The 12,016-nt window shown below is 42.7% G+C and carries 13 protein-coding genes and 1 tRNA gene; all 14 read right to left on the bottom strand.

Annotation, left to right across the window (positions count from 1 at the left end; translation table 11 throughout):
• Positions 1-76, bottom strand: a tRNA-Lys gene (locus P8629_RS10930).
• A gap of 72 nt (positions 77-148) precedes the next feature.
• Positions 149-844, bottom strand: coding sequence for a 7-cyano-7-deazaguanine synthase QueC (gene queC, locus P8629_RS10925; RefSeq protein WP_278166167.1), 696 nt, complete (start codon positions 842-844; stop codon positions 149-151).
• The gene (gene ybgF / locus P8629_RS10920; RefSeq protein ID WP_278166166.1) at positions 844-1,620 is read right to left on the bottom strand and encodes a tol-pal system protein YbgF; all 777 of its coding nucleotides are present in this window, start codon (positions 1,618-1,620) and stop codon (positions 844-846) included. Before ybgF ends, queC begins: the two co-directional genes overlap by 1 nt.
• 19 nt (positions 1,621-1,639) lie before the next feature.
• Complete coding sequence (gene pal / locus P8629_RS10915) at positions 1,640-2,257, bottom strand: peptidoglycan-associated lipoprotein Pal (RefSeq protein WP_278166165.1); 618 nt, start codon at positions 2,255-2,257, stop codon at positions 1,640-1,642.
• A 62-nt stretch (positions 2,258-2,319) separates the two neighbouring features.
• A complete protein-coding gene (gene tolB, locus P8629_RS10910; RefSeq protein ID WP_278166164.1) occupies positions 2,320-3,618 on the bottom strand; it encodes a Tol-Pal system beta propeller repeat protein TolB in 1,299 nt (432 codons plus the stop codon).
• Between the two features lie 33 nt (positions 3,619-3,651).
• Positions 3,652-4,677, bottom strand: coding sequence for a cell envelope integrity protein TolA (gene tolA, locus P8629_RS10905; RefSeq protein WP_278166163.1), 1,026 nt, complete (start codon positions 4,675-4,677; stop codon positions 3,652-3,654).
• 1 nt (position 4,678) lies between these two features.
• The gene (locus tag P8629_RS10900; RefSeq protein WP_278166162.1) at positions 4,679-5,134 is read right to left on the bottom strand and encodes an ExbD/TolR family protein; all 456 of its coding nucleotides are present in this window, start codon (positions 5,132-5,134) and stop codon (positions 4,679-4,681) included.
• A 10-nt stretch (positions 5,135-5,144) separates the two neighbouring features.
• Positions 5,145-5,834: a protein TolQ gene (gene tolQ, locus P8629_RS10895; RefSeq protein WP_278166161.1), complete on the bottom strand. Its 690-nt coding sequence runs from the start codon at positions 5,832-5,834 to the stop codon at positions 5,145-5,147.
• Complete coding sequence (gene ruvB / locus P8629_RS10890) at positions 5,827-6,849, bottom strand: Holliday junction branch migration DNA helicase RuvB (RefSeq protein WP_278166160.1); 1,023 nt, start codon at positions 6,847-6,849, stop codon at positions 5,827-5,829. The genes tolQ and ruvB overlap by 8 nt, the downstream gene beginning before the upstream one ends.
• 219 nt (positions 6,850-7,068) lie before the next feature.
• Positions 7,069-7,671 (bottom strand): Holliday junction branch migration protein RuvA, encoded by a 603-nt coding sequence (gene ruvA / locus P8629_RS10885; protein WP_278166159.1) that lies wholly within the window; start codon positions 7,669-7,671, stop codon positions 7,069-7,071.
• A gap of 9 nt (positions 7,672-7,680) precedes the next feature.
• Positions 7,681-8,199 (bottom strand): crossover junction endodeoxyribonuclease RuvC, encoded by a 519-nt coding sequence (ruvC, locus tag P8629_RS10880; RefSeq protein ID WP_278166158.1) that lies wholly within the window; start codon positions 8,197-8,199, stop codon positions 7,681-7,683.
• A gap of 129 nt (positions 8,200-8,328) precedes the next feature.
• A complete protein-coding gene (nadA, locus tag P8629_RS10875; RefSeq protein ID WP_278166157.1) occupies positions 8,329-9,405 on the bottom strand; it encodes a quinolinate synthase NadA in 1,077 nt (358 codons plus the stop codon).
• Between the two features lie 30 nt (positions 9,406-9,435).
• Positions 9,436-11,223, bottom strand: a complete 1,788-nt coding sequence (gene aspS, locus P8629_RS10870) for an aspartate--tRNA ligase (protein ID WP_278166170.1) — start codon at positions 11,221-11,223, stop codon at positions 9,436-9,438.
• Positions 11,224-11,315: 92 nt separating this feature from the next.
• On the bottom strand, positions 11,316-12,005 hold the full coding sequence (locus P8629_RS10865; protein WP_278166156.1) for a DUF502 domain-containing protein: 690 nt from the start codon (positions 12,003-12,005) through the stop codon (positions 11,316-11,318).
• Positions 12,006-12,016 lie beyond the last annotated feature (11 nt).

Raw genomic sequence — 12,016 nt, 5'->3', positions numbered from 1 at the left:
TGGTGGGTCGTGCGCGATTCGAACGCGCGACCAATTGGTTAAAAGCCAACTGCTCTACCAGCTGAGCTAACGACCCTCTCTGGAATGGGGCGTATTATACAAGCTGACAGACTTTTGGCAAGATGTTTTTACGGTTTTTTATAACTTTTTAACGGTTGGGGGCATAAATCGTTGGATCATCCACACCCGCGTGTTTAAAGCCTTGTTTTCTCAAACGACAAGAATCACAAATACCGCACGCCGCACCGTTTTCATCTGCCTGATAACAAGAGACCGTTTTGCTGTAGTCGACACCAAGCTTTACGCCCGCTTGAATGATTTCTGCTTTGGTTAAATCAATCAAAGGCGTTTGAATATGCATCTTATGACCTTCTATTCCAGCTTTCGTTGCTAGATTCGCCATTTTTTCGTACGCTGCTATATAGTCAGGGCGACAATCCGGATATCCTGAATAATCCACCGCATTGACCCCAATAAAAATATCATCTGCCTGTAAAACTTCAGCCAGTCCTAAAGCATAAGAAAGAAAAATCGTATTACGTGCAGGCACATAGGTCACAGGGATGTTTTCTTTATCCACGCCTGATACAGGGACATCAATTGAGTCATCTGTCAGTGCAGACCCCCCAATTGCATGCATATTCATTTCCATCATACGATGTGTCTTGGCGCCTGACGAACGAGAAACACACTCTGCAGCCACCAACTCAGCACGATGGCGCTGTCCATAATCAAAACTCATTGTATGACACTCATAGCCTTTTGCTTGAGCAATGGCTAAAACGGTTGCTGAGTCTAATCCGCCCGACAATAAAACAACGGCTTTTTTAGATTCTTTTTCCATTACTTACCAGTCCCCATGGCCGAGAGTCTTTTGCGAGCTTTCTCAGCCACACTTTTTTTAGGATATGCTTGAATCAATTTTTCATATAGCACTTTAGCTTCTTTTTGCTTGCCGACATCTTGATACATATCCGCTGCTCTTAACATTGCAGCAGGGGCTTTTAACGAAGCAGGATAAGTTTCATACACATCGATAAAGGCTTTTAAGGCAGCTTTTCCATTTCCTAAAACCGCTTCTGCCTCACCTTCCCAGTAAGCTGAATTGCTGGCTAAGTCACTATTAGGATATTTTGCCTTAAAGTTTGAAAAAGCTTTACTGGCTCCCTGATAGTCTGATTTTTTCATTAAAGCAAAAGCAGCTTCATAAGCGCGCTTTTCTTTCTGCGTAGCAGCATGCGTTGTCATATCCTTGTCCGAAGATGACTGCGCACTCTTCTCTGATTGCTTAGAGGAAACCGTATCACCTTGTGATTCTTTATCAGAAGCTTGAGAGGATTCGAGCACGCTCAAACGCTCATCCGCTTCCTTATACTGTTTAGCCAGTTTTTCTTGTGTTTGTTTCAACTGATAATTTAAACGGTCAACGTCATCATACAAACTCTGGATTTGGCGTTGCTGTTCTGCCAGACGTCGACTCAATTGAATAAGCACTGGATTATCCGCCATTCTCTCTAAACGCTGGACTCGCTCTTCTATTGATTGAGGTGCTGCATTCGCCAACGGCACAACACCACTCAAGATTCCTGCTGTAATGACTAAAGAAAGCGTCTTTTTCATTTTAAATTCCGTTTTACCTTTATTGAGCCTTAATTTCGACACGACGATTTTTAGCCCAAGCTTCTTCATTATGCTCTTCCATCAAAGGAAGCTCTTCCCCTAATGAAATCACTTCAATGCGGTCTTTACTCACGCCATAAAGCATAAAGGCTTCGGCTACAGCTTTAGCGCGTCGCTCGCCCAATGCAAGATTGTATTCTGGCGTGCCTCTTTCATCTGTATGCCCTACCAGTTGAATTTTTTCCGACGGATTATCGACCAAAATCGTCGCATAATGTTTGACAATCTCCATTGAGGAATCGTCAACAATATATTGATCATAGCCAAAATAAATCACAGGCTCAAATGTTTGTCCCATCGAAGGCACTTCTTGGGACCTAGCATTTAGATCTTGGCTTGCCAATTCTTCACTACTGACATCAGAACCTGTTGCCCCTGTTCCCAGTACTTCGACCTCATTCACCTCACCAGAATTAGCTTTTTCTAACTCTAGGCGAGCTTTTTCAGCATAATCCACTTCTTCTTGAGAGACCGGCTCCACATTCATATCCGCTTCTTCCCCTTTTTTCGGGGCACCGGTACAAGCAGCCAATGAAGAAACAACGCCCAGAACAACTAACAACTTTAATTTATTCATTCTAAAACTCCTTAAGCTTAATCTTTTGTAGACCTGATTCCGCTATCTTTATAAAAAAATCATTAACGAGGTAGATAAGGCCCCCAAGAAGGAGAACGAACCTCCCCTTCTTGAACACTTAAAATTTGTGTGACATTGCTATTCACCGATACAACCGCTAATTTACCTTGCCCGCCTTGATTCATCGCATATAAAATCATTTCACCATTCGGTGAGAAGGTTGGCGACTCATCTAAATAAGTTTTAGTTAAGACATTAAATTCTTCATTGTATAAGTCCAATATCGCAATATGGAATCCATTATTTGCATGCACCATCGCGACATAACGCCCATCTGGAGAGACTGCAGGGTTTGCATTATAGCGACCGACATAAGAAATACGACGCATCTCTCCCGTATCTAAGAATACTTGGAAAATTTGCGGTTGGCCACGACGATCCGAGTTGAAAAATAAAGAATGACCATTTGGTGCCCAAACGGCTTCCGTTTCAATCGCCCAATTACGTGTCATTCGACGGAGTTTCCGGGTTTTCATATCCATCACATAAACATCCGCTGAACCATCTTTCGAAAGCGTCAAAGCGAGCTTTTTACCATCTGGTGACCAAGCAGGCGCACCATTAATGCCTTTAAACTTAGCAATAATTTGTCGACTCTTGCCATCTAGACTCTGCAAGACAACCTGTGAACGACCATTTTCAAACGAAACATATGCTAAATGCTGACCATCAGGTGACCAGCTGGGGGACATAATCGGCAAGCTGGATCTTAAGATGGGTTGGGAATTATAACCATCCGAATCTGCCACTTCCAAGCTATATTGTTTTTTCCCTTTAACGGCGTTAACCGTCACATAAGCCATTCTCGTATTGAAAGCCCCTCGAATGCCGGTTAATTCTTCATATATTAAATCACTCATTTTATGCGCAACCTGACGCAACAAAGACTTGGATATGCCCGTCCAGCGTTTACCAATAACCTGCTCTTTACGTAACAGATCAATAAAACGCATCTCAATTTGATAAGTGCCGTTTGGGTCTTCTACAACACGCCCCATCAGTAAATTATCAACACCCAATTGCTTCCACTGATGAAAATCAATGTCATCTAATGTTTTAGGGCGTGAGGGCAATTTGGATTCATCAACTGCTTTGAATTTACCACTACGCAATAAATCGTTCCCGACGATGCTGGCCATGCTTTGCGGTGGGTACAACTGCTTCCCTTCCCATTCGAAAGGCACCAGTGCAATTGGTACTGCATTATCTGAACTTTGATCAATTTGAATGGTTAAGTCCGCATAAGCTGACGTGCTCCAAATAAAAACAAAACCGACTATCGTATGAATAATTTTTTTCATTTAACCTACTTCTAACGCAATAGTTTTAAGGGATTAAGGATTAAAGATAAATTTAATATGACGCTCAAACAATTCTTTAATCGGCGGTTCAGGAAGCGGCTCTGCGCGATACACTGCTTTTTCCGCATCCTTTTTGAATTGTTCATTAGCGAATTTATTACATTTTTCAACGTTAACACTACTGATCATGCCTTTTGGCGTTTGTGTAATTGAGAGCACACATTCCGCTTTATCTGACACTTTTGCAGCCGTGCGCCAGTTATCTTTCACACTGGCCGCAATAGAAGAAATATAAGTTTCACGCAAGCTCAACATTTCTTTTTGCTTGGCTGCTTGTCGCTTTCTGGCCTCTTCTTCTTCCAGCTGTCTTTGCAGAGCTGATTCTTGCTGTAGCTGCTCTTGACGTAGTTTGGCTTGTAATGCTTCAGCCTCTAAACGTTTTTTCTCAGCATTATGCTGTTTGATTTGTTCTTCAAGCGCTTTTTTCTTCGCTTCTTCTTGCTGGCGTTTTTGCTGCGCTTCTGCAACTAATTTCTTCGCTTCTTGACGCTTTTTCTCCGCTAATAAAGCTTCTTTTTTAGCTTGCTCTGCACTTCGTTTAGCTGCTTGAGCACGCTTTTGTTCTGCCAATACTTTTTGACGCTCAATTTCAGCCAAACGCTTAGCTTCCTTCGCTTTACGTTGTTCTGCCAGTGTCTTTCGACGCTCTGCTTCTGCTTTCTTTTGCTCTTCTCGTTGCTCTTGCTTTAACTCAGCCAAACGACGTTTTTCAGCTTCTGATTGGCGTTTTAGCTTTTTTTGAGCCTCCAATTTATCCGCTTCTTCTTGTTTAATTTTTGCGAGTTGTTGCTTAACCAACGACGAATCAACGGCAAATGTTTTCATCGACTGCATTTGCTTAATCGGCATTTTTTCCGATTCAGATGCCTCTCCATTGAGCTTTATTTTTAAAATATCTTCTTCTTGAAAAGAGCTATAAACCAACCCTATTGCAATTAAGATATGTAACGCGATGGCCAATGCCATCGAAACAGGATGACGCGTAATGAATGCAAACATGTTATTTCTCTTCTGGCTCCGTCATTAATGAAACCTGACTGACACCATTTGCTTTAAGTAACACAAATAAATGAACCACCTTTCCATAAGGGGTCTGGCGATCGCCTTGAATATAAAAAGGTTGATTAGGCTTAAGCTGAGCACGCGCAACGACTTCTGCCACCAACTGTGATAAATCTTTTTGCCCCAATACAATATCAGGGTTTTCGGATGTTTTATAAAACCCTTCTGCGGTAACTGAAATCACAAAAGGCTTGATTGGCTTCACTGCCTTAGTTTTCTGTTTGTCATGAATACGAGGCGTTTGTGGCAAATCAACTGTGACTGCCTGCTGAACAATCGGGGCGGTAATCATAAAAATAATCAGCAAGATTAAAGTTACGTCGATATAAGGCACAACGTTTATTTCAGCCATTAAACGTTTTTTATGCTGCGATCTAAAAGAACTCTGCATCATTGGATACCCTTTACTCTTGTGTCTTTTTTTCGATCGTATGAGACTGACGTTGAACAATCGTCAAAAAGCCTTCTGCAAAGTTTTCATACTGACCAATTACTTTGTCGGCATTCACAGTCAAACGGTTATACGCAATAACCGCTGGAATCGCCGCAAACAGACCCATTGCAGTTGCAATTAAGGCTTCCGAAATCCCTGGCGCAACAGAGGCTAGGGTTGCATTTTGAATGTCTCCCAGTGAAGAGAAAGCATGCATGACCCCCCAAACTGTTCCGAATAGCCCAATATAAGGTGCGGAAGAACCGACTGTCGCCAATAACGGCGTTTGATTCTCTAAACGATCGACCTGTTTAGAAAATGCAACGCGCATCGCTCGCTGTGTGCCGTTAATCAAATCGACTGAATCCGTTACACCTTGGCTTTTCAAGCTCATAAACTCCTTAAAGCCCGATTCAAAAATCAGTGCATTACCCGAATTTTCAAATTCACGAGTCACTTCGTTATACAGCCCCGTTAATTCAGGGGTATTCCAAAATAACTCATCAAATGCCTTGGCTTCTTGTTTTGCTTTACGCAATTGATAAGATTTTGCAAACGTAATTGCCCACGCCATAATTGACATTAATAATAAAATAATCATCACCCCTTGGACAACAGGGCTAGCATCTAAAATTAATTCCATTAACGAATGATCATTCATCTTCTAAATTCCTTTCTGGCATGGTTAAACCGAGGTGTCGATAGGCGGTTTGCGTAACGACTCTTCCTCGTGGTGTACGGATTAAAAAGCCCTGTTGAACAAGAAAGGGTTCAATCACATCTTCGATTGTGCCTCGCTCCTCGCCCAACGCGGCTGAAATACTATCAATTCCAACCGGACGGCTTTCAAATTTTTGAATTAATAATTCTAATAAGCGACGATCCATCTTATCAAGTCCTAAAGGATCAACTTCAAGTAGATTTAGTGCTAAGTCAGCAATCTCAGCGGTGATAACACCATTTCCTTTCACTTGTGCATAATCTCGAACACGCCTTAAAAGACGATTGGCGATTCTTGGTGTGCCACGAGAACGCCTAGCAATCTCAAACGCACCATCAGGCTCGGCAGCCAATCCTAGAATATGAGCAGAACGAGTCACAATTTGCGCTAACTCTTCAATCGAATAGAACTCTAACCGCTGCACAATTCCGAAACGATCTCTTAAAGGAGACGTTAGAAGTCCGGCACGGGTGGTGGCGCCCACTAACGTAAAAGGAGGAATATCAATCTTGACAGACTGTGCCGCAGGCCCTTCACCAATGATAATATCGATTTGAAAGTCTTCCATGGCGGGATACAGTACTTCTTCGACAATAGGACTTAAACGGTGGATTTCATCAACAAACAGGACATCATGAGGTTCTAAACGCGTCAGGATCGCCGCTAAATCGCCTGGCTTTTCGATCACAGGACCAGAGGTTTGTCGAAGAGTGACCCCCATTTCTTGGGCAATGATATTAGATAAAGTGGTTTTACCTAGCCCGGGCGGGCCATACAACAGGACATGATCCAAATGCTCTTGACGCATTTTAGCCGCATTAATCGAGAGCTGAAGCTGTTCACGAACGGCCTCTTGACCAATATAGTCGGTAATTATTTGAGGACGTACAGTCGGCTGAACATACATATCTTCTTCTAGCGACTGTCCACCGACAATACGATCTGTTTCTATCATCTCAACCCACTAAGTTTAAGCTCTTGCGAGCCTGACTGAATAAAAAATAACGAATTCAATTATAATCTTTCTAACCCATTTTTTGAGCCGAATTTCGTTCTCGCTTCCATGAAAGCATTTTCCTCAGGGGTTGATGTTTTTTTGGCTTTTATTCTACAAGTTCATCTCGACAACATCATTGAAAAACATTGAAGTCACTCGTTTTTAGCGCGACTTTCTTTAAAGCTTAACTGACTGCAAAGCTTTTTTAATTGTCTCTTCCAAACTTAAACCTGACTCAACGGCTTGTACCATTTTTTCTGCTTGAGCAGGTTTATAACCAAGAGAAATCAACGCTTCAACCGCCGAAGCAGCTTGACTGGCAGACGTAGAATCCCCCATGGGTTTGGACAGAGATGCAGTACTGGCAGAGTTTTCCCACCCCTTCAAACGATCACGCATCTCAATCACCAAGCGCTCTGCAGTTTTTTTACCGACACCGGGGATTTTGGTCAATGCAGGCGCATCTCCTGCCTCCACCAAACCGACAAAATCATTGACAGACATGGCAGATAAAATGCCTATCGCCATTTTAGCGCCAATACCATTCACTTTAATCAGTTCTTTAAATAAACTTCTTTCAAGCTCCGAAGCGAACCCAAATAACAACATCGCATCTTCACGCACATGCATATGCGTTAATAGCATCACTTCATCGCCCACCTCACCAATAGCATAAAATGTCGACATAGGCGCTTCGACTTCATAGCCAACACCATTCACATTAATCAAAATCTGCGGCGGCAGCTTCGCATGTAATTTGCCTAATAAAAACCCAATCATTTCTTTTCCTTAAAACTTAGTGCCTTTTGAAATTTTCTCTGGATCAATACCAAGCGTCATATAACGATCATGACACAGTGCGCCTGCTAAAGCATCCGCCGCATCTTCTTGGGGGCTTTCAGTTAACTTCAATAACTTCTGAACCATAAATTGAACTTGATCTTTCGTCGCGTGCCCTTGTCCTACAATCGTGCTTTTAATTTGCGTGGGCGTGTATTCCATAATCGGAATTTCTTTAATTGCAGCAGCGCACAAGATTACACCTCTGGCTTGCCCTAATTTAATGGCAGAATTCGGGTTTTTATAAACAAACACCTTTTCAATTGCCATAACACTTGGCTGGTACTGATCAATAATCTGACAAACCGACTCAAAAATGGTTTTTAATCTTTGCGCGCCGGTCAGCTTTTCAACTCGAATCACACCACTGGAAACGTAATTAGGATGATATCGACCGGATTCAATAATGCCGAAACCGGTTTTACGTGAACCTGGGTCAATGCCTAAAATTCTTTGAAGTTTTGCCACAAGGTTTCCTAATAGAGTCAAAAAAAACAACCACCAAATAAGCGATATTAATCATATCATCTCTTGAGTTTGACTGTCTTTAAACACAAAAAACCACCAGGCCTGGTGGTTTTTAGATCAACTAATGCTTTACTGATTGGTTTTAACCAACCCTTTTTCTCGCGAGAACGTCAACATGCGTTCAACCGACTGTAAGGCTTTTAAGCGAATAGACTCTTCAATCAAAATTTCACCGGTTTCTTTTTCCAAACAATCCGCTAAATTCTGCAAGCCATTCATCGCCATCCAAGGACAGTGCGCACAACTGATGCAACTGCCTGCTTTCCCGCCGGTTGGGGCAACAATCAACTGCTTTTCAGGGGCCAATTGTTGCATTTTATAGAAAATGCCATAATCGGTCGCCACAATAAACTTCTGATCAGGTAAATTCTGAACCGCTTCAATCATCACACGGGTTGATCCAACAACATCCGCCAGATCAACTACTTCCGCCGGAGATTCAGGGTGGACAATAATCTTTGCGTCAGGGTGTTCTTTGGCCAATTCCATTAATCCGTAGGTCTGAAATTCATCATGCACAATACAATGGCCTTGCCAACGAATCATTTCCACCCCGGTCTCTTTTTCAATCCAGTGACCCAGATGACGATCAGGTGCCCAGATAATTTTTTCACCCTGCTCTTTTAAATGCGTGACGATTTCCAAAGCATTACCGGATGTCACTACCCAATCAGCCAGCGCTTTGACTTCCACACTGGTATTGGCATACACCACCACTTTATGGTCTGGGTACTGCGCACAAAACTCGGCAAATTCTTTTGGCGGGCAACTTTCGTCCAATGAACAAGTTGCATTTAAATCCGGCATTAAAACCGTCTTTTCAGGGCTGAGCATTTTGGCTGTTTCACCCATAAAGCGAACCCCACAGACCACTAACATGTCTGCATCAGATTGCGCACCGAAATTCGCCATCTCGAGCGAGTCAGCAACTTTTCCACCGGTTTCCTCTGCCAATGCCTGCAAATCATCACTGACATAATAATGCGCAATGATTTGCGCATTTTTTTCTTTTAACAGGCGTTTAATTTTAGCAGTTAATGTCGCTTTCTCATCATCATCCAGACTCATGGCCGGCTGAGTTGATTGTGCGAGTTGATCAATTCGCCCTAAAAGCTCTAGAGGAACCGTTTTAGCTAAAGAAGACATATATAAACTAGAACCTTTAAATTAAAGCGATTAGTGCGCGTCTTTTGCCACAAGAGACTTACGGAAACGCAACTCAAGATCCGCTAACTGCGTATTATCAACATTACCAGGTGCATCGGTCAGCATACAAGCGGCAGACTGTGTTTTCGGGAATGCAATAACATCACGAATCGAATCACGATTCGCCATTAACATAATTAAACGGTCTAAACCAAATGCCATCCCAGCGTGCGGCGGACAACCATACTTCAACGCATTCAATAAGAAGCCGAATTTTTCTTGTGCTTCTTCATCTGTAATCCCCAGCATTTTTAAAACCGCGGCTTGCATATTGGTGTCATGGATACGAACCGATCCACCCCCTACTTCAATCCCGTTAATGACTAAGTCATAAGCACGTGAAAGCATTTGATGCGGTTCATCATGGTTTAAAATTTCTTCGGTTGTGGCTTTAGGCTGTGTAAACGGATGGTGAATCGCGGTCATTTTGGCTGTTTTTTCATCCATTTCGAACATCGGGAAGTCAACAACCCAGACAGGCGCCCATTCTTTTTCGATCATATCGAGATCTTCCCCGATCTTACAGCGCAAAGCCCCTAATGCTTCGTTGACAATCTTCGCTTTATCCGCCCCGAAGAAAACAATATCACCATCTTCAGCACCAACGCGCTGCATGATTTCCATCGCCTGATCCGGGAAGAACTTCACAATTGGAGACTGCAAACCGTCTAAACCGGCAGACAAATCATTGACTTTAATATAAGCCAAGCCTTTCGCACCGTAAATGCCGACATACTTGGTATAGTCATCAATTTCTTTACGTGACAACTTACCACCTTGAGGAACACGTAAAGCCGCTACACGCCCCATTGGGTCTTTTGCAGGCCCTGCAAACACCTTAAAATCAATATCTTGCAGCAAGTCAGCAACATCAACTAATTCTAAAGGAATACGTAAATCTGGACGATCAATACCATACTTTTCAATCGCTTCCGCGTAGGTCATACGTGGAAAGTCATATTCAAAGTTAACATCAACGCCTTCTCTGAAGATTGTCTTAGTCAACCCTTCCATCATATCCATCACTTCTTCTTCGGTCATGAAAGAAGTTTCGATATCCAGCTGGGTAAATTCTGGCTGACGATCAGCTCGCAAATCTTCATCGCGGAAACAGCGAGTGATTTGATAATAACGATCAAATCCTGACATCATCAATAATTGTTTGAATAACTGCGGAGACTGCGGCAAAGCAAAAAATTTATTTGGATGGGTACGGCTCGGCACCAAATAGTCTCGCGCACCTTCAGGCGTTGATTTTGTCAGGATAGGGGTTTCCATATCCATAAAACCATTATCATCCAAGTAACGACGCATTGAACGTGTCACTCGATAACGTGTTCGCATCGCCGACTGCATTTCATCACGGCGCAAATCCAAATAACGATAGGTCAGTCTGACTTCTTCTGAAATATGTTTATCATCTAACTGGAAAGGAATCGGTTCAGACGTGCTCAATACTTCCAAGCTTTCAGCCACAATTTCAATCTTACCGGTGTTCATTTTTGGATTAATCGTTTCCGGTGTTCTAGCACAGACCTTACCTTCCACTTTCAACACGTATTCCGAACGTACACGCTCAGCAATTGCAAACATCTCGGCATTATCAGGATTTACCACTACTTGAACCAACCCTTCACGATCACGTAAATCAATAAAGATAACGCCACCATGGTCTCGGCGTCGATGAACCCACCCTGAAACGGTGACTTGCTGGTTTTCTAAAATCTCGGTTACTTGTCCACAGTAGTGTGTACGCATCATGTGTTTATTACCTTTCTTGCTGAACGTCGGGAGCTCCCGAACAATTTCAATTCTTAATGGTTAATCTTTAAAATAAAAATTTTGTTATTTCAATCTTTAGCTTTATGCGAGCCAAAGAAATCATGCTCTGTTGGACTTTTAGGGGGCTCAATATGACCAACAGCAGCCTCAGAACCAGACCAATACGGCACGACTACGCCACCTGAAATGACCATTTTCAAGGCATCATCCACACTCATATCAAGCTCTATGATTTCCGTATTAGAGGCCATGATAAAAAAACCCGATGTCGGGTTGGGCGTTGTCGGCACAAACAAGTTTACGACTTCAGCCATATTGGTTTTAATCTGGGCTTCACCTTGCGTCTTACTGGTCTGAAAAGCTAATGTCCATAAACCGGCTCGAGGATATTGCAATAAATAAGCTTTTTGAAACGTTTGCGACCCATCTCCAAAAATCGCTTCTGAAATCTGTTTTACCGCCATGTAAATAGAGCGCACCAATGGGATTCGAGAAAGCAGCTTTTCCCAAATGCCATATAAATAGCGACCAAAGAAATTAGCGACCAACATTCCGGTGACAAAAATCAGCACAAACGACAAAATAATGCCAAACCCGGGAATGTGTCGACCCAATAATTCATCCGGCCTCAGGTGCTCTGGCAACAGCAATAAACTTTGATCAAACAAATTGACCAAAAAAATCAGCGCCGCAATGGTGATCCCTAAAGGCAACCAGACCAATAACCCGGCAATCAAATAACGTTTTATGAATGACATTTTTTCGCTTC

The organism is Hydrogenovibrio sp. 3SP14C1, assembly GCF_029625905.1.
In the GTDB taxonomy this organism is placed as follows: domain Bacteria; phylum Pseudomonadota; class Gammaproteobacteria; order Thiomicrospirales; family Thiomicrospiraceae; genus Hydrogenovibrio.
This window is presented reverse-complemented; position numbering and strand designations above follow the sequence as displayed.

Excerpts from the sequence above, each read along its gene's own strand:
- queC (WP_278166167.1), bottom strand. The coding sequence starts at position 844 with ATGGAAAAAGAATCTAAAAAAGCCGTTGTTTTATTGTCGGGCGGATTA.
- P8629_RS10865 (WP_278166156.1), bottom strand. The coding sequence starts at position 12,005 with ATGTCATTCATAAAACGTTATTTGATTGCCGGGTTATTGGTCTGGTTG.
- tolB (WP_278166164.1), bottom strand. The coding sequence starts at position 3,618 with ATGAAAAAAATTATTCATACGATAGTCGGTTTTGTTTTTATTTGGAGC.
- aspS (WP_278166170.1), bottom strand. The coding sequence starts at position 11,223 with ATGCGTACACACTACTGTGGACAAGTAACCGAGATTTTAGAAAACCAG.
- ruvB (WP_278166160.1), bottom strand. The coding sequence starts at position 6,849 with ATGATAGAAACAGATCGTATTGTCGGTGGACAGTCGCTAGAAGAAGAT.
- ybgF (WP_278166166.1), bottom strand. The coding sequence starts at position 1,620 with ATGAAAAAGACGCTTTCTTTAGTCATTACAGCAGGAATCTTGAGTGGT.
- ruvA (WP_278166159.1), bottom strand. The coding sequence starts at position 7,671 with ATGATTGGGTTTTTATTAGGCAAATTACATGCGAAGCTGCCGCCGCAG.
- nadA (WP_278166157.1), bottom strand. The coding sequence starts at position 9,405 with ATGTCTTCTTTAGCTAAAACGGTTCCTCTAGAGCTTTTAGGGCGAATT.
- tolQ (WP_278166161.1), bottom strand. The coding sequence starts at position 5,834 with ATGAATGATCATTCGTTAATGGAATTAATTTTAGATGCTAGCCCTGTT.
- tolA (WP_278166163.1), bottom strand. The coding sequence starts at position 4,677 with ATGTTTGCATTCATTACGCGTCATCCTGTTTCGATGGCATTGGCCATC.
- P8629_RS10900 (WP_278166162.1), bottom strand. The coding sequence starts at position 5,134 with ATGATGCAGAGTTCTTTTAGATCGCAGCATAAAAAACGTTTAATGGCT.
- pal (WP_278166165.1), bottom strand. The coding sequence starts at position 2,257 with ATGAATAAATTAAAGTTGTTAGTTGTTCTGGGCGTTGTTTCTTCATTG.